A 14,985-nucleotide genomic window follows, 5' to 3' on the forward strand; every position below is an offset into this window, starting at 1 on the left:
CGTCTGGGCGAGAGGGGGGGGGCGTGGCCGAGCTCGGCCAGCCCCAACCCCCCCCCCCCCCCCCCCCCCCCCCCCCCCCCCCCCCCCCCCCCCCCCCCCCCGCACGGCGCTACTCTCGCCCCCAACACTGGGGGAGGGGTCATGTTCCTGGTCACCGGCGCCACCGGAAACGTCGGCGCGGAAGTGGTTTCGGCACTCGCGGGAGCGGGCGAGCCGGTCCGGGCGCTGGTGCGCCGGGCGGACGCCCTCCTGCCGGAGGGCGCCGAAGCCGTCGTCGGGGACCTCAACGATCCCGGCGGCCTCGACGACGCGCTCAAGGGCGTCGAAGGTGTTTTCCTGCTCGCCGGCTACAACGACATGCCCGGCATGCTGCGGAAGGCGCGCGACGCGGGCGTGCGGCGGATCGTGCTGCTTTCCGGCGGTTCGGCCGCACTGGAAGACCTCGGCAACGCGGTTTCGCGGTACATGACGCTCGCCGAACGCGCGGTGCGCGCGTCCGGGCTGGACTGGACGTTCCTGCGGCCGCGCGCGTTCATGTCCAACGCGCTGCGCTGGCTGCCGCAGCTGCGCGAGGGTGACACCGTGCGCGCGCAGTTCCCCGAGGTGGCTGCCGCGAGTGTCGACCCGGCCGACATCGCGGCGGTCGCGGCCCGCGCGCTCGCGGGCGGCCACGAAGGACGCGCCTACGACCTGACCGGCCCGGTTGCGCTGCGGCCCGCGGAGCAGGTCGCCGTGCTGGCCGAGGTGCTCGGCCGGGACCTGGAGTTAGTCGGCCTGACGAACGACGAGACGCGCGCGGAGCTCGAGGCGAGCCTGCCGGCCGAGTACGTCGACGCGTTCTGGAACTTCTACGTCGACGGCACGCTCGACGAGGCGACGGTCCACCCCGCCGTCCCCGAGGTGACGGGACGGCCGGCGCGCACGTTCGCCGAGTGGGCGGCCGCGCACGCGGACCTGTTCCGCTGAGGCGGTCGTGACCGAGCGGAAGCGCACCGACCTTTCCGCGGTGCTGGGGGTCGTGCTGGCTGTGCCGGTCGTCGCCAGCAGCCTGTTCGTGCTGGCGTTGCTCGGGAAGCTCGTCTGGCCGCCGTACTTCTGGGTGCTGCCGGCCGGGTGGGTGGTGGCCGGGGCGATCACGTTCGTGCCCGCCTTCGAGCACTTCCTGCTGCCGCTGCTGTTCGGCATGCGGTCGCCGACGGCGCGGGAGCTCGAGCGGCTCGGCCCGTGCTGGCAAGCCGTCTGCGAGGCGGCGGAGGTCGACGGCGGCAAGTACCGGCTGTGGGTCGAGCGGTCGCGCGAGCTGAACGCCTTCGCCGCGGGCGGGCACACCGTCGCGGTGACGCGGACCGCGCTCGAACTCCCGCAGGCCGGCCTGGAGGCGATCCTGGCGCACGAGCTCGGCCACCACCTGTCCGGCCACACGCGCATCTCGCTCTACGTCTGGTGGCTGGAGCTGCCGGCCCGGGTCCTGACGCTCGTGGTCCGGCTGCTCGCGCTTGCCGTGCCGCACATCGGCCGCGCGTTCGCCGCCTTCGGCCGGTCGGTGGCGGTGCTCGTCACCGTGCTGCTGACGCTGGGGATCCTCACCGCGCTCGCGTTCCTCGACCCGTGGCTGCTGCTGGCGCCGCTGCTCGGCCCGGTGCTCGCCTGGTCGAAACGGCTCGGCGAGTACCGGGCCGACCTGATGGCGGCGCGGCTGGGGTACGGCCCGGAGCTGATCACGCTGTTCCGCGAGTGGATCCGGGTCAACGGCGGTGACGAGCGGCGGCTGTGGTCGCGCCTGCTGGCCGGGCACCCGGCCCACATCGACCGGATCAAGCACCTGAAGGACCGCGGTTTCAGAGCGTGAGGACGACCTTGCCCGCCGCGTGCCCCGCGTGGACGTGGGCGATCGCGGCGACGGCGTCGGCGAGCGGGTAGGTCCGGTCGAGCAGCGGCGTGAGCTGCCCGGCCTCGATCTTCTCGCGCAGCGCTTCGAGGTCCGCGCGGCGGACGCTCGAGATGAGCCCGCGCAGCTGCTGCCGCACGAACGGGTTCAGCAGCGCCGCGCGGAACACGCGCTGGATCCCGCCCAGCCACCGGCCGCCTTCCCCGCCGACGATCACGAGCGTGCTGCGCGGGGTCAGCGCCCGGCGCAGGTGGCGCAGCGAGCGCAGGCCCGCGGTGTCCACGACCAGGTCGTACCGCTCGGTCGTGATGTCCTCGCGGGTGTAGTCGACGACGTCGTCGGCGCCGAGCGTGCGGACGAGGTCCGTCTTCGCCGTGCTGCACACCGCCGTGACGTGCGCGCCGGCGGTCTTGGCCAGCTGCACCGTGAACGACCCGACCCCGCCTGCCGCGCCGATCACCAGGACGCGCTGTCCCGGCTCGACGTCGTGCAGCGCCTGGAGCGCGGTGCAGCCGGAGACCGCGACGGCCGCCGCCTGCTCGAACGAGAGGCGGGCGGGCTTCGCCACCACGAGGTCCTCGTTGGCGACGGCCAGTTCGGCGAACGCGCCTTCGCAGGTGCCGAACACTTCGTCACCCGGCCGGAAGCGCCGGACGCCGTCGCCGATCTCCTCGACGGTGCCGGCAAAGTCGAGGCCCCGCACCGGTTTCTTCGGCCGGCGCAACCCGAAACCCAGCAGCCGCAACAAGTACGGCTGCCCGGTGGTGAGGTGCCGGACGCCCGGGTCGACGCCGGCCGCGTGCACCCGCACGAGGACCTCGCCGGCTCCGGGCGCGGGTCTGTCGAGGTCGCGGAACACGAGCGTTTCGGGCGGGCCGTAGCGGTCCTGGACCAGGGCTTTCACGAGGACTCCTCCGGGTACTGGAACACTTCTTCGAGCGGGACGCCGAACACGTGCGCGAGCTGGAACGCCATCTCGAGCGACGGCGAGTAGCGGCCCTGCTCGATCGCGATGACGGTCTGGCGGGTGACGCCGATCCGGGTGGCGAGCTCGGCCTGGGTCAGCCGGCCGTGCGCGAACCGGAGGGCGCGGAGCGAGTTGGTGACGCGGGTCGGTTTCACCACGGCTGGAAACCACGGCGGTAGGCGAAGATCCGGGCGACCGACCCGAGGATCGCCGAGAGCGTGAACGCCAGGTACACCGTGTTGGCGATCCAGAAGTGCGGCGTCTCGGCCATCGCCAGCAGCAGCGCCGTGACGGCGCCGATGACGACGAACGAGTGGCCGACGTACTCGCCGAACCGGCCGATCTCGCGGTCGCGCTGGTCCTTGCCGCCGTCCTTCGAGAGCACCGCGGCGAGGATGCTCGCCACGATCGTCGCGGCGATGGACGCGCCGACCGTCCACAGCAGCGTCCCGGTGTACGGGACGTCGGCCAGCGGTCGTCCGCCGGCCCGGCCGAGCACCACCACCAGGTACACCGCGTAGCTCACTATCGCGGCGATCCCGAGGATCCAGGCGCGCTTCTCTTCGTGGGTCACCTCCTCAAAGTAAAACAAACCAGACACCGTGTCAAAGTTTCTTGACATGAGAAAATCTTCGGCGAGGGTGTCCAAGGCGGCGTCGGCCGTTCGTAGTCACCGCGTACGGCAACCGAGCCACCGGAGGATCCCCATGCAGTACCTGATGCTGATCAACGCTTCGCTCAACGCCGACGGCGAGCCCACCGGCTGCAGCACGCCCGAGGACTGGATGCTGTTCGACAAGGCGATGAAGGACGCCGGTGTCCACGTCGGCGGCAACTCGCTCGCCGACTTCACGACGGCCGCCGCGGTGCGCGTCACCGAGGGCGGCGAGCGGGTCGTCACCGACGGGCCGTTCGCGGAGTCCCGCGAGGTGCTCGGCGGTTACTTCGTCATCGACGTGCCGGACTTCGACGTCGCGCTCGACTGGGCGGCGCGTTGCCCAGGCGCCCGCGACGGCGGGCACATCGTGGTCCGGCCGCTCGCTTCCTACGGAGGCTGACGGTGCCGGGGCGGGCCGCGGTCGAGGCGGTGTTCCGGGAGGAGCGCGGGCTGGTGCTGGCCGCGCTCGTCCGCCGGTTCGGCGACCTCGACCTGGCCGAGGAGGTGACGTCGGAGGCGATCGAGGCCGCGCTGGTGCACTGGCCGGCCGACGGCGTGCCGCCGAAACCGGGCGCCTGGCTGATGACGACGGCCCGGCGCAAGGCCGTCGACCGGCTGCGCCGCGACCAGGCCTACGCGGCCCGGCTCGCGGTGCTGCGGGTCGAGGCCGAGCGCGCGCCCGCCCCGCCGCCGGACGCCGGCGGCGACCTGCCGGACGAGCGGCTCCAGCTGTTCTTCACCTGCGCCCACCCGGCCCTGTCGGCCGAGGACCGGACGGCGTTGACCCTGCGCTGCCTCGCCGGCCTGACCACGCCGGAGGTGGCGCGCGCGTTCCTGGTGCCCGGCGCGACGATGGGGAAGCGGATCGTGCGGGCGAAGAACCGGATCCGCACGTTGCGCATCCCGTTCCGGGTGCCGGACGCCGATGAGCTGCCCGCGCGGCTGCCGGGTGTGCTCCAGGTCGTCTACTCGATCTTCACCGAGGGGTACGCGGCCAGCTCCGGACCGGACCTGCAGCGGCTCGACCTGGCGGAGGAGGCGATCCGGCTGGCCAGGATCCTGCGCCGGTTGCTGCCGGGGGAACGCGAGGTGGCGGGGCTGCTGGCGCTGATGCTGCTGATCCACGCGCGCCGCGACGCCCGCACCGGCCCGGACGGCGACCTGGTGCTGCTCGACGACCAGGACCGCGCCCGCTGGGACCGCGAGATGATCGACGAAGGGGCGTCGCTGGTTCTCGTGGCCCTCACGGGCGGGCCGCCGGGACTGTACGGCGTCCAGGCGGCGATCGCGGCCCTGCACGACGAAGCGGCGGACGTGGCGAGCACGGACTGGCCGCAGATCGTGGGGTTGTACGAGGTGCTGCGCGGGCTGGCGCCGTCCCCGGTGGTGGAGCTGAACCGCGCGGTGGCGGTGGCGATGCGCGACGGCCCGTCGGCGGGGCTGGCCCTGCTCGACGACCTGGCGGGCGACCCGCGGCTGAGCGCCTACAGCCCGTTCCCGGCCGCCCGCGGCGATCTCCTCGTCCGCCTCGGCCGGTCCGCGGAGGCGGCCACCGCCTACGGTGAGGCTCTCGCGTTGGCCGGGACCGAACCCGAGCGGGCCCACCTGCGCCGCCGGCTTGCCGAGTGTGAAGAGTGGTGAAGGGCAACCGTGGACATCGTCGAAGGTGAGCTGCGGCGCCTCCGGTCCGGACTCGACGCCGAGGACGCCCGGCAGCGGCCGTTCCTCGTCCGGGTCCGGTTCACCGCCGAGGATCCCGGCCGGGTCGTCGCCGACGCGCGTGCGGTGCTGACGTGCGTGGTCGAGCAGGCGGGTGACCGGCCCGCCTTCGAGCGGTGGGCGCAGGTGCTGCCGGCGTGGTTCGTCCGGCGGTGCGCGCCCGAGCCCGAGGATCCCGGCGTGCCCTTCGACGTCGAGGCCTGGCAACGGCAGTGGCGGGCGATGACGCCGGCGCGGAAAGCGGCCGCCGCCGAAGGGGCGTGGACCCTGTCGGATTGGCTGTACTCCTTCGACCTCGCCGAAGGAGCCGGCGACGATCGCGGCTGGTGGTGGTGGCACGCGGGAGCCGACGAGTCCGGCGGCTGGATCCAGGTCGCCACCACCGGCCGGCCGTTCGGCAGCGGTGCGCTGTCCTGGCTGATCGAGGCCGGCGGCGGCGCGGACCTCCGTTACGGGGTGGGGGCGGAGGGCTGAGCCGGACTGCGCAGCGCCGCGATCGCCGGGGCGAACATCGTCGCCTTGATCGCCCCCAGCGTCCCGCGATCCTTGCCCGCCAACACCTCGACCCGCTCCGAAGCGACCTGGACCACGGCGGACTCGGCCGCGATCTCGTCGACGAGGCCGAAGGAAAGCGCGTCCGCCCCACCGAACCGGCGTCCCGTGGTCATCGACGCGATCGCGGCCGACGGCGTCAGCTTCCCCTGGATCAGCGCCGCCATCCCCGGGGTGAACGGGATGTTGATGTCGGCCTCCGGAAAGCAGAAGTACCCGCGGTCCGAACGCATCACGCGGAAGTCGTGCGCCATCGCGAGCATCGCGCCCGCGCCGAACGCGTGGCCGTTGATCGCCGCCACCGTCGGGACCGGCAGGGCCAGCACACGCGCGAACAGCTCCTGCACGTCGGCGACGTACTCGGAAGCCTTGTCCCCGTTGGCCATCAGCCAGTCGAGGTCGAGGCCGTTCGAGTAGAACTTGCCGCTGCCGGTCGTCACCACCGCATCGGAGACACCGTCCAAAAAGGAATGCGCACGCTGCAGCCAGTCGGGGGAGAAGCGGTTTTCGTCGTCGCCCAGGTCGAACACGGAGACGGTCACGGTCGGTCCTTTTCTCGAGGGGGCACGGTCAGCACGGCCCGCACGGCGGCGGCGAGCCGTGCCCGCACCAGGGGATCGGTGATGTCCCGCCGGAAGAACGCGGTCGGCAGGTCGACGACGCAGGTGGTGATCACCTCGACCGCCAGGCCGTCACCGCGGTCCCACACCAGGCGCGCGAGCCGCACGAGCAGCGCGACCAGGCGTTTGTCCAGCGCGTGCAGGGCGTCGGCCAGCTCGTCGGGCAGCTCGGGCCCGAAGAGCCGGTCGCCGCGGACCCGCAGCAGCATCCGCGCCCCGTCGGGACGCAGGGAAGCGAACACCGCCGGGGTGTCCGCTGCCGCGACGACGGCCTCCACCGGGGAGGACGCCGCGTCCACGTGCGCGGTCTGCAGGTCGAGGAACGCCGTCGCCGCGCGCAGCCAGACCCGGGCCAGCAGCGCGCTGAGCGAGCCGAACGCGTGGTAGATCGTCCCGTTCGGCACGCCCGCGGCGGCGGCCAGCTCCCGCACGGTGACCTCCCCGGACGACGCCACGAGCCGCTCGGCGACGTCGAGGAGCTCGTCGAGGTCGTGGACGCGGGGGCGGGGCATGCCGCGACCGTAACAGAACGCGTGCTCCAAAACCAGGACGGTAAGCTGCCGCCGTGGAGATCTGGGTCAACCCGGCGTGCGCGAAGTGCCGGTCCGCCGTGTCCCTGCTGGACGAGGCCGGCGCGGAGTACACCGTGCGCCGCTACCTCGACGAGCCGCCGTCCGCGGCGGAGCTCGAGGCCGTCCTCGAGCGCCTCGGCCTCGAACCGTGGGACATCGCGCGCACCACCGAGGCGGTCGCGAAGGAGCTCGGCCTCAAGACGTGGGGCCGCACCCCCGACGACCGCTCGCGCTGGATCGACGCGCTGGCCGAGCACCCGAAGCTGATCCAGCGGCCGATCATCACGGCCGACGACGGCACGACGGTCGTGGCGCGGACGCCCGAAGCGGTGCGTTCGGTCCTGCCTTAGGCTCGCAGGCATGCCGGACACGCAGTACGAAGACCTGCTCCGCCACGTGCTCGACACGGGCGCCCGCAAAGCGGACCGCACCGGGACGGGCACCCGCTCGATCTTCGGGCACCAGCTGCGTTACCGGCTCTCCGACGGCTTCCCGCTGGTCACGACGAAGAAGGTCCACTTCCGCTCGATCGCCTTCGAGCTGCTGTGGTTCCTGCGCGGCGACTCGAACGTCTCGTGGCTGCAGGAGAACGGCGTCTCCATCTGGGACGAGTGGGCGTCCCCCGAGGGTGAGCTCGGCCCGGTCTACGGCGTGCAGTGGCGCTCGTGGCCGACGCCCGACGGCGGGCACGTCGACCAGATCTCCGAGGTGCTGCGCACGCTGCGCGAGAACCCCGACTCGCGGCGGATCATCGTCTCGGCGTGGAACGTCGCCGACATCCCGCGGATGGCGCTGCCGCCGTGCCACGCGTTCTTCCAGTTCTACGTCGCCGACGGCGAGCTCTCCTGCCAGCTCTACCAGCGCAGCGCGGACCTGTTCCTCGGTGTGCCGTTCAACATCGCGAGCTACGCGCTGCTGACGCACATGATCGCCGAGCAGGTCGGCCTGCGGGCCGGCGACTTCGTCTGGACCGGTGGCGACTGCCACGTCTACGACAACCACGTCGAGCAGGTCCGCACGCAGCTCGCGCGCGAGGCGCGGCCGTTCCCGACGCTGAGCCTCAAACCGGCGGAGAGCCTCTTCGACTACACCTACGAGCACTTCGCGCTGGAGGGCTACGACCCGCATCCGGGCATCAAGGCGCCGGTGGCGGTGTGATCGGGCTCGTCTGGGCGCAGTCCGCGAACGGGGTCATCGGCCGTGACGGCACGCTGCCGTGGCACCTGCCGGAGGACCTGAAGCACTTCCGGTCGGTGACCGCCGGCGCGACCGTCCTCATGGGCCGCCGGACTTGGGAGTCGCTGCCGCCGCGGTTCCGGCCGCTGCCGGGCCGGCGCAACCTCGTGCTGTCACGCACGCCGCAGCAGGGCGTCGAGACGTTCCCCGACCTGCCGGAGGCGCTCGCCGCGGTGTCCGGTGACGGCTGGGTGATCGGCGGCGCGGCCGTCTACCGGGCGACCCTGCCGTTCGCCGACCGGATCGTCGTCACCGAGCTCCGGGAGAGCTTCGACGGCGACACGCTCGCACCGGACGTCGGGCGCCCGCCGGACGCGGCCGGGGAGTGGCTCGAGTCGTCAACCGGGCTGCACTACCGGTTCCTGACCTGGGGCTGAAGGGATCTCACCGGTCTTCGCGAGCAGCGGGACGTCGAGCGGGACCGTCTCCGGGTACTTGATCCCGGCGCCGGTGTTGAGGACCACGACGTCTTCGTCGCCTTCGAGCCAGCCTGACTCGCGAAGGTGCCTCAACGCGGCGAAGCACGCTCCGCCTTCCGGGCAGACGAAGGTGCCTTCGTGTTCGGTGAGCTCCCGTTGCGCCGCAAGCAGTTCGTCGTCGGTGACGGCGACCGCCGTGCCGCCGGTCGCGTACACGGCGTCGAGCACGAGGAAGTCGCCCAAGGCCTTCGGCACGGTGATGCCGAAGGCGACTGTCCGCGCGTCGGGGAACGGCTCGCTCTCGCGGGCGCCCTGCTCGAAGGCCGTCACGATCGGCGCGCAGCCGGTGGCCTGCACAGCGACGAGCCGGGGCAGGTCACCGGACACCCAGCCCAGCTCCCGCATCTCCAGCAGCGCCTTGTAGATGCCGATGATCCCGACCCCGCCGCCGGTCGGGTAGAGGATGACGTCGGGCAGCCGCCAGCCGAACTGCTCGGCGATCTCGTACCCCATCGTCTTCTTGCCCTCGATGCGGTAGGGCTCCTTCAGCGTCGAGACGTCCTGGACGCCCGGGCGACGCGGAACCGCCGCGGCGACGAGCTTCCCCGCGTCGCCGATCAGACCGTCCACGCGGTACAGCTCGGCGCCCGCGGCGACGCATTCGCGCATGGTGATCTGCGGCGCGTCGTCCGGCATGGCGATCAGGCTCGTCATCCCCGCGCGGGCCGCGTACAACGCCCACGCGGCGCCCGCGTTGCCGTTGGTCGGCATCGCGATCCCGCGCACACCCAGCTCGGCCGCCCGTGAGACGCCGACCGCGGCGCCCCTCGCCTTGAACGTGCCCGTCGGGACCAGGCCTTCGTCCTTCATCCACAGCCGCGACAGCCCCAGCTCACGGCCGTAGCGCGGCAGGCGCAGCAACGGCGTCATACCCTCGCCGAGGCTGACGACGTTCTCGGCCGACCGCACCGGCAGCACCTCGTGGTAGCGCCACAGCGTCGGCTCCCGCCCGGCGATGTCCTTCGGCGTCACGGCCTCGCGGACACCGTCGAGGTCGTACCGCGCGAGCAGCGGCGCGCCGGCCGGCGACAGGCCCTGGACGACGTCGGCGTCGAAGCGCTCGCCGGTCCGGGAGCAGTCGAGGTGGCTGAGGAACGAGTGCGGCACGGCGCCTCCGGGGTCAGAAACGGCGGGTGAACGGCAGCGGCCTGCGCATCCGGACCAGCAGCAGGAGCGGGACCAGGACGTACGGCAGGTTGAAGGCGAGGAACTTCGCCGGGTTGCCGGTGCGCGTCGCCGGGTCGCCGAAGAACTCGACACCGAACACGACGACCCCGGTGAGCGTGACGATCATCGTCGCGTAGACCACCGACGGCAGCTGGATCCAGTTCCGGCCGGTCAGCAGCGCGAAGACGAGCACGACGTAGAACGGCAGGTAGACGAACGCCGAGAGCCCGGTGACGATCCGCATCCAGTCCGGCGGGTGCATGAACAGCGGGTCGGCGTCGTGGGCGTACCAGTAGTTCGAGTTCACGAAGAAGTTGTCCGACGGCGTCGAGAAGTCGACCCCGACGGTCGGCAGCAGGTCGCTGATCAGCGACGTCACCGTGAAGGCCGAGAACAGCACCGCGAAGAAGACGTCGATCTTCCGGTCCCGCAGCGGCAGGTTCATGTGATCGATCCTAGGTCCTATTCTGAGGAGATGGACGCGCTGCGGGTCTGCCTGTACGTCTTCGCCGGGGTGACGCTCGGTACGTGGCTGATGTCGGTGCTGACCAGGGAGTACTCCTGGGTCGACCGGATCTGGTCGATCGTCCCGGTCGCCTACGTGGCGATCTTCGCCGGCGCGGCCGGGTTCGCCGACGCGCGCCTCGACGTGCTGTTCGCGCTGGTCACCCTGTGGGGGATCCGGCTGACGTTCAACTTCGCCCGGAAGGGTGGTTACGCCCGCGGCGGCGAGGACTACCGGTGGGCGGTGCTGCGCGAGCGGATGGCGCCGTGGCAGTTCCAGGTGTTCAACTTCTTCTTCATCTCGCTGTACCAGAACGCGATCCTGCTGCTGATCACGCTGCCCGCGTACACGGCTTTGCAGCACCGGGGCTCGTTCGGGGTGGCGGACGTCGTCGTGGCGGTGATCTTCGCCGGGTTCCTCGCCGGCGAGACGGTCGCGGACCAGCAGCAGTGGGAGTTCCACGGCGAGAAGCACGCGGGCCGCGCGTCGACGCGGTTCCTCCAGGAGGGGCTGTTCCGCTACTCGCGGCACCCGAACTTCTTCTTCGAGCAGGCCCAGTGGTGGGCAGTGGCGGCGTTCGGCGTCGTCGCCGGCGGTCTGCAGTGGACGGTCGTCGGCGCGGTGCTGCTGACGCTGCTGTTCGTCGGCTCGACGAAGTTCACCGAGAGCATCACGAAGTCGCGGTACCCGGAGTACGCCGACTACCAGCGGCGGACGTCGGCGGTGGTGCTGTGGTGGCCGCGACGCGAACCCGCCCGCTCGTGACGGTCGTCGCTGCCCTCCAGGTCGGGACGGGCGTGCCGCTTTCCCGGATCCTGGAGTTCGAGGACGAGATCAGTGGCGCCTCTCTGGTGGTCCTGCCGGAAGCCGTCCTCGGCGGCTACCCGCGCGGCGGGCCGTTCGTCGAGTACTTCGCCTCGTCGGTGACCGTGCCGGGCCCCGAGACGGCCGCGCTGGCCGGGCTCGCGGCGCGCACGGGCGCGAGCCTGGTCGTCGGCGTGATCGAGCGCGACGGCTCCACGCTGTACAGCACGGTGGTGTTCCTCGACCCCGGCCTCGGACTGGTCGCCAAGCACCGGAAGCTGGTGCCGACCGCCCGTGAACGGCTGGTCTGGGGCCGCGGCGACGGCTCGACGCTCCCGGCGGTGCCCACGGCGGCGGGCCTCGCCGGGGCGGCGATCTGCTGGGAGAACCACATGCCGCTGCTGCGCGCGGCGATGTACGCGAAGGGCGTGGAGATCTGGTGCGCCCCGACCGCGGACGACCGTGACGTCTGGCAGGCGTCGATGCGTCACATCGCCGACGAGGGCCGGTGTTTCGTGGTTTCGGCGTGCCCGTACGAAAGCGAGGGCGACGACCCGTTCCGCGGCGGAAGCGTGATCGTGGGCCCGCTCGGCGACGTCCTGGCCGGCCCGCTGCACGATCGCGAGGGCCTGATCACGGCGGAGATCAACCTCGAGGACGTGGTGGCCGCGCGTCACAGCCTCGACGTCTCGGGGCACTACGCGCGGCCGGACGTCTTCGCGCTGACCGTGGACGAGCGTCCCCAGGACGGCGTCACCTTCCTGCGGTGACGCCGTCCCCCAACGGCTCACACCGCCAAGCGGCCGCCGTCCACCGGGAGCACCGCGCCCTGGACAAAACTCGACTCTTCGCTCACCAGGAACACGATCGCCGCCGCGATCTCTTCCGGCGCTGCCACGCGGCCGGCCGGGCCCGCCGCGGCCAGCTCGTCCAGGCCGTCGCCGAAGACCGCGGTGCCTTCGGTGCGGGTCGGGCCCGGGCTGATCGCGTTGACGCGGACCCCGGACGGCCCGAACTCCGCCGCCCACGCCTTGGTCATCAGCTCGACCGCCGCCTTCGACGAGCCGTAGAGCGCCATTCCCGCCATACCCCGCGTCGCGACCATCGTGGACACGTTGACGATTGCGCCGTGCCCGCGCGAAGCCATCTCCGGCGCCAGCGAAGCGACGAGGAAGTACGGGATCTTCACGTTCGTCTCGTAGACGCGGTCGAAGTCGGCCTCGGCCGTGTCCGAAGTGGACCCCGTCGGGAAGATCCCGGCGTTGTTCACCAGCACGTCGATGGGCCCGCCCACCTCACGGGCCCGCGCGGCCAGCGAGCGTGCCGACGCGGCGTCCGTCAGGTCGGCCGCGACGAAGTCGGCCTTCCCGCCCGCCGCCCGGATCCGCGAGACGACCTCTTCGCCGCGGGTCGCGTCCCGGCCGGACAGCACGACGTGCGCGCCGAGCCCGGCCAGCGCGACCGCCGTCGCCCGCCCGATGCCGCTCGTTCCGCCGGTCACCAGCGCCGTCGACCCGGAAAGTTCCGAACTCATCACTCAACTCCTCGTACCCGTTGTCCTTCACCGGGTACAAGGACGAGCGCTCCGGCGGGCTTCCGGAGATGCGTTCGGCGCTGCTTATGCCCGCGATTCGCCGGGCCGATGGTCGTCGAGCGCCGCGACGAACTCCGCGACGTCCCGGCGGTGCGACGTCGCCGGCCACACGGCCCACGTCCGGCGCACGATCGGGTTGCCCGCCAGGGGCAGCCACCGCACGGTGTCCGGCATCGGGTACGGCCACTGCGGCGGCGCGAACGCGTACGCTCCACCGGAGCTGACCGCCGGGATCTTCAGCTCGACGATCAGCCGCTGCTCCTCGGGCACCTCGGGCCCGACGTCGAGGCCGTGGCTGCGCAGGATCGCGGCCAGCTCGTCGTACCAGGCCGGGCTGCCCGCCCGGGCGAACGCGAACCACTCCAGCCCGGCCAGCTCCTCCAGCCGGACCGGCGAGCCCAGCTTCTCGGCCAGGTCCGCCGCCAGCAGAACGCCGACGTTCTCCGCCACCGCGAGCACCGCGTCCAGGTCGGGGCCGGGCGGGCGTTCGCGGACCAGCCCGACGTCCAGCTCGCCGGCCCGCAGCGCCGCCACCTGCGCGACCGACGACAGGTGCCGGGCCTGCACCCGCGTGTCCGGGAACGTCTCCGCCAGCCTTGCGAGCGCCGAGGGCAGCAGGTCCGGCGGCAGCTCCAGGGGGATGCCGACCCGCAGGACGTCGGTCGTCGTGTGCCGCGCCAGCGCGGCGAGAGCCTGCTCGTGCCGCGCCAGCACCGCGCGCGCTTCGCCCAGCAACGTCGTCCCGGCGTCGGTCGTCTGGACGCCGGTGCTGGTGCGGACCAGCAGCTGGACGCCGAGCCGCCGTTCGAGCGCGGTCATCGTCTGCGACAGCGCGGGCTGGCTCACGTGCAGCTGCCGCGCCGCCTTCGACATCGCGCCCGCCTCGACCACCGCGACGAACGCCCGCATCTCCCGGATCTCCATCAGCGGCGCCACCGGATCGGCAGGGACTTCAGGCCGTTCTGGAAGTTCGACCGCAGCCGCACCGGCTCGCCGGCGAGCTCGGCTTCGCCCAGCAGGTCGAGGACCGCGGTGAACATCGCCCGCAGCTGGACGCGCGCGAGCTGGGCGCCGAGGCAGAAGTGCGGGCCGTGGCCGAAGGTCAGGTGGTCGTTCGGGGTCCGGGCGACGTCGAAGGTGTCCGGATCGGCGAACACCGAAGGGTCGCGGTTGGCCGCGGAGAACCAGACCACCACCTTGTCCCCGGCCCGGATGTCCACATCGGACAGTCGCGTGTCCGCGGTCGCCGTGCGGCGGAAGTGCATCACCGGCGTCCACCAGCGGAGCATCTCCTCGACGGCGGCGGGCAGCAGCGACCGGTCGGCCAGCAGCCGCCGGTACTGCGCCGGGTGCGCCAGCAGCGCCAGCATCCCGCCGGGCAGGCCGTTGCGCAGGGTTTCGTTGCCCGCCACGGAAAACAGCCAGAAGAGGTTCTCGAACTCGGCGAGCGAGACGCGTCCGCCGTCGTCGGCGACGTGCTGCATGAGGGTGCTCATGACGTCGTCACCCGGGTGCTCGCGCTTGTGCTCGCCGAGGGCGTTCGCGTACGCGTAGAGGTCCGGCATCCCCGCTCGCGTGCGCGGGTCCGGCATCACCCCGTCCGGGCCCGGGGACGGGCGGACGGCGAGCGCGGCCCGCGCCAAATCGGTCACGTCCGCCTCGGCGACGGTGGCGCTGACCGCGTAGTCGGCGTCCTGGTAACCGATGACGCGGTTGCTCCAGTCGTACATCAGCCGCCGGTCCTGCTCCGGCACGCCGAACACCGCGGCCAGCGTCAGCAGCGGCAGGTCCGCGGCCAGCGCGGCGAAGTCGCACTCGCCCCGGCCCGCGACCGCGGTGACGAGGGCACGCGCGTGCGTCTCGATCCGCTCGGTCAGCTTCGCGATCGCCCGCGGGGTGAACGCCTTCGTGAGCAGCCCGCGCAGCCGGCCGTGCTCCGGCGGGTCCATGTTGAGCATCATCCGGCGCACGTAGGCCAGGTCCGAAGCCGACGCCGGGTCGCGGATCTGCGTGCCGCCGAGCTGCGAGGAGAACAGGCCGGGAGCACGCAGCACCGTGCGCACGTCGGCGTGCCGCAGCACCGCCCAGAAGTCGTCGACGCGCACCACCGGCGAGCCGCGCCGCAGCCGCGCCAGCTCGTCGTACGGGACACCCCGCACGTAGGTGTCCGGATCCGTGATCCCCACGAGCCGACCCTAGCCGCGAACGCCGTTGTCGGGCAGGC

20 protein-coding genes are annotated in these 14,985 nt (G+C 72.4%); 10 read left to right on the top strand and 10 right to left on the bottom strand.

The window, feature by feature from the left end; all coding sequences use genetic code 11:
- The first annotated feature begins 141 nt into the window (after nucleotides 1–141).
- A complete protein-coding gene (locus tag ACZ61C_RS27215; RefSeq protein WP_465310640.1) occupies nucleotides 142–966 on the top strand; it encodes an NAD(P)H-binding protein in 825 nt (274 codons plus the stop codon).
- 7 nt (nucleotides 967–973) lie between these two features.
- Entirely contained in the window at nucleotides 974–1,849 is an 876-nt protein-coding gene (locus ACZ61C_RS27220; RefSeq protein ID WP_465310641.1) for a M48 family metalloprotease, read from the top strand.
- Here the strand turns inward: ACZ61C_RS27220 and ACZ61C_RS27225 are convergent.
- From ACZ61C_RS27225 to ACZ61C_RS27235, 3 genes are read right to left on the bottom strand one after another with little or no spacing between them, the layout of a single operon-like run.
- Complete coding sequence (locus ACZ61C_RS27225; RefSeq protein WP_465310642.1) at nucleotides 1,839–2,792, bottom strand: NAD(P)-dependent alcohol dehydrogenase; 954 nt, start codon at nucleotides 2,790–2,792, stop codon at nucleotides 1,839–1,841. The two genes, ACZ61C_RS27220 and ACZ61C_RS27225, sit on opposite strands and share 11 nt — an antisense overlap.
- Complete coding sequence (locus tag ACZ61C_RS27230; protein ID WP_465310643.1) at nucleotides 2,789–3,013, bottom strand: helix-turn-helix transcriptional regulator; 225 nt, start codon at nucleotides 3,011–3,013, stop codon at nucleotides 2,789–2,791. Before ACZ61C_RS27230 ends, ACZ61C_RS27225 begins: the two co-directional genes overlap by 4 nt.
- On the bottom strand, nucleotides 3,007–3,477 hold the full coding sequence (locus ACZ61C_RS27235) for a hypothetical protein (RefSeq protein ID WP_465310644.1): 471 nt from the start codon (nucleotides 3,475–3,477) through the stop codon (nucleotides 3,007–3,009). The genes ACZ61C_RS27230 and ACZ61C_RS27235 overlap by 7 nt, the downstream gene beginning before the upstream one ends.
- An 85-nt stretch (nucleotides 3,478–3,562) precedes the next feature.
- Between ACZ61C_RS27235 and ACZ61C_RS27240 the strand changes: the two genes are divergently transcribed.
- Genes ACZ61C_RS27240 through ACZ61C_RS27250 form a run of 3 tightly spaced genes read left to right on the top strand, consistent with a single transcriptional unit; the run spans nucleotide 3,563 to nucleotide 5,706 of the window.
- Nucleotides 3,563–3,913, top strand: coding sequence for a YciI family protein (locus ACZ61C_RS27240; RefSeq protein ID WP_465310645.1), 351 nt, complete (start codon nucleotides 3,563–3,565; stop codon nucleotides 3,911–3,913).
- A gap of 2 nt (nucleotides 3,914–3,915) precedes the next feature.
- Nucleotides 3,916–5,154 carry an RNA polymerase sigma factor gene (locus ACZ61C_RS27245; protein ID WP_465310646.1) on the top strand — a complete coding sequence of 413 codons (1,239 nt, stop codon included), beginning with the start codon at nucleotides 3,916–3,918 and terminating at the stop codon, nucleotides 5,152–5,154.
- 9 nt (nucleotides 5,155–5,163) lie between these two features.
- A complete protein-coding gene (locus tag ACZ61C_RS27250) occupies nucleotides 5,164–5,706 on the top strand; it encodes a hypothetical protein (RefSeq protein WP_465310647.1) in 543 nt (180 codons plus the stop codon).
- Here the strand turns inward: ACZ61C_RS27250 and ACZ61C_RS27255 are convergent.
- Both ACZ61C_RS27255 and ACZ61C_RS27260 read right to left on the bottom strand, forming a co-directional pair.
- Nucleotides 5,682–6,326, bottom strand: a complete 645-nt coding sequence (locus ACZ61C_RS27255) for an enoyl-CoA hydratase/isomerase family protein (protein ID WP_465310648.1) — start codon at nucleotides 6,324–6,326, stop codon at nucleotides 5,682–5,684. The genes ACZ61C_RS27250 and ACZ61C_RS27255 overlap by 25 nt on opposite strands.
- Entirely contained in the window at nucleotides 6,323–6,916 is a 594-nt protein-coding gene (locus tag ACZ61C_RS27260) for a TetR/AcrR family transcriptional regulator (protein ID WP_465310649.1), read from the bottom strand. The genes ACZ61C_RS27255 and ACZ61C_RS27260 overlap by 4 nt, the downstream gene beginning before the upstream one ends.
- Nucleotides 6,917–6,969: 53 nt before the next feature.
- Between ACZ61C_RS27260 and ACZ61C_RS27265 the strand changes: the two genes are divergently transcribed.
- The 3 genes from ACZ61C_RS27265 to ACZ61C_RS27275 are packed head-to-tail and all read left to right on the top strand — an operon-like array spanning nucleotide 6,970 to nucleotide 8,589.
- Nucleotides 6,970–7,326, top strand: coding sequence for an arsenate reductase family protein (locus ACZ61C_RS27265; RefSeq protein WP_465310650.1), 357 nt, complete (start codon nucleotides 6,970–6,972; stop codon nucleotides 7,324–7,326).
- A 10-nt stretch (nucleotides 7,327–7,336) separates the two neighbouring features.
- Complete coding sequence (locus ACZ61C_RS27270) at nucleotides 7,337–8,134, top strand: thymidylate synthase (RefSeq protein ID WP_465310651.1); 798 nt, start codon at nucleotides 7,337–7,339, stop codon at nucleotides 8,132–8,134.
- Nucleotides 8,131–8,589 (top strand): dihydrofolate reductase, encoded by a 459-nt coding sequence (locus ACZ61C_RS27275; RefSeq protein ID WP_465310652.1) that lies wholly within the window; start codon nucleotides 8,131–8,133, stop codon nucleotides 8,587–8,589. Before ACZ61C_RS27270 ends, ACZ61C_RS27275 begins: the two co-directional genes overlap by 4 nt.
- On the opposite strand, the gene ACZ61C_RS27280 is transcribed toward ACZ61C_RS27275, so the two are convergent.
- Both ACZ61C_RS27280 and ACZ61C_RS27285 read right to left on the bottom strand, forming a co-directional pair.
- The gene (locus ACZ61C_RS27280; RefSeq protein WP_465310653.1) at nucleotides 8,551–9,798 is read right to left on the bottom strand and encodes a threonine synthase; all 1,248 of its coding nucleotides are present in this window, start codon (nucleotides 9,796–9,798) and stop codon (nucleotides 8,551–8,553) included. The two genes, ACZ61C_RS27275 and ACZ61C_RS27280, sit on opposite strands and share 39 nt — an antisense overlap.
- Nucleotides 9,799–9,811: 13 nt before the next feature.
- On the bottom strand, nucleotides 9,812–10,303 hold the full coding sequence (locus ACZ61C_RS27285) for an EXPERA domain-containing protein (RefSeq protein WP_465310654.1): 492 nt from the start codon (nucleotides 10,301–10,303) through the stop codon (nucleotides 9,812–9,814).
- Nucleotides 10,304–10,333: 30 nt separating this feature from the next.
- On the opposite strand from ACZ61C_RS27285, the gene ACZ61C_RS27290 reads away from it, so the two are divergent.
- Together ACZ61C_RS27290 and ACZ61C_RS27295 are read left to right on the top strand one after the other, a co-directional pair.
- A complete protein-coding gene (locus ACZ61C_RS27290) occupies nucleotides 10,334–11,128 on the top strand; it encodes a DUF1295 domain-containing protein (RefSeq protein ID WP_465310655.1) in 795 nt (264 codons plus the stop codon).
- Nucleotides 11,098–11,937, top strand: a complete 840-nt coding sequence (locus tag ACZ61C_RS27295) for a carbon-nitrogen hydrolase family protein (RefSeq protein WP_465310656.1) — start codon at nucleotides 11,098–11,100, stop codon at nucleotides 11,935–11,937. The genes ACZ61C_RS27290 and ACZ61C_RS27295 overlap by 31 nt, the downstream gene beginning before the upstream one ends.
- Before the next feature lie 17 nt (nucleotides 11,938–11,954).
- Here ACZ61C_RS27295 and ACZ61C_RS27300 read toward each other — a convergent pair whose 3' ends face one another.
- The 3 genes from ACZ61C_RS27300 to ACZ61C_RS27310 all read right to left on the bottom strand — a co-directional run bounded on the left by ACZ61C_RS27300 (nucleotide 11,955) and on the right by ACZ61C_RS27310 (nucleotide 14,947).
- Nucleotides 11,955–12,701, bottom strand: a complete 747-nt coding sequence (locus ACZ61C_RS27300; protein WP_465310657.1) for an SDR family NAD(P)-dependent oxidoreductase — start codon at nucleotides 12,699–12,701, stop codon at nucleotides 11,955–11,957.
- Nucleotides 12,702–12,785: 84 nt separating this feature from the next.
- Nucleotides 12,786–13,685: a LysR family transcriptional regulator gene (locus ACZ61C_RS27305; protein WP_465310658.1), complete on the bottom strand. Its 900-nt coding sequence runs from the start codon at nucleotides 13,683–13,685 to the stop codon at nucleotides 12,786–12,788.
- Nucleotides 13,685–14,947, bottom strand: coding sequence for a cytochrome P450 (locus ACZ61C_RS27310; protein ID WP_465310659.1), 1,263 nt, complete (start codon nucleotides 14,945–14,947; stop codon nucleotides 13,685–13,687). The genes ACZ61C_RS27305 and ACZ61C_RS27310 overlap by 1 nt, the downstream gene beginning before the upstream one ends.
- Between the last annotated feature and the right edge of the window lie 38 nt (nucleotides 14,948–14,985).

It is taken from the genome of Amycolatopsis sp. NPDC104587 (assembly GCF_055583645.1).

Bases quoted from the DNA above. Each gene is read 5' to 3' on its own strand.
- ACZ61C_RS27305 (WP_465310658.1), bottom strand. From the start codon at position 13,685: ATGGAGATCCGGGAGATGCGGGCGTTCGTCGCGGTGGTCGAGGCGGGC.
- ACZ61C_RS27300 (WP_465310657.1), bottom strand. From the start codon at position 12,701: ATGAGTTCGGAACTTTCCGGGTCGACGGCGCTGGTGACCGGCGGAACG.
- ACZ61C_RS27235 (WP_465310644.1), bottom strand. From the start codon at position 3,477: ATGTCAAGAAACTTTGACACGGTGTCTGGTTTGTTTTACTTTGAGGAG.
- ACZ61C_RS27260 (WP_465310649.1), bottom strand. From the start codon at position 6,916: ATGCCCCGCCCCCGCGTCCACGACCTCGACGAGCTCCTCGACGTCGCC.
- ACZ61C_RS27285 (WP_465310654.1), bottom strand. From the start codon at position 10,303: ATGAACCTGCCGCTGCGGGACCGGAAGATCGACGTCTTCTTCGCGGTG.
- ACZ61C_RS27240 (WP_465310645.1), top strand. From the start codon at position 3,563: ATGCAGTACCTGATGCTGATCAACGCTTCGCTCAACGCCGACGGCGAG.
- ACZ61C_RS27290 (WP_465310655.1), top strand. From the start codon at position 10,334: ATGGACGCGCTGCGGGTCTGCCTGTACGTCTTCGCCGGGGTGACGCTC.
- ACZ61C_RS27215 (WP_465310640.1), top strand. From the start codon at position 142: ATGTTCCTGGTCACCGGCGCCACCGGAAACGTCGGCGCGGAAGTGGTT.
- ACZ61C_RS27270 (WP_465310651.1), top strand. From the start codon at position 7,337: ATGCCGGACACGCAGTACGAAGACCTGCTCCGCCACGTGCTCGACACG.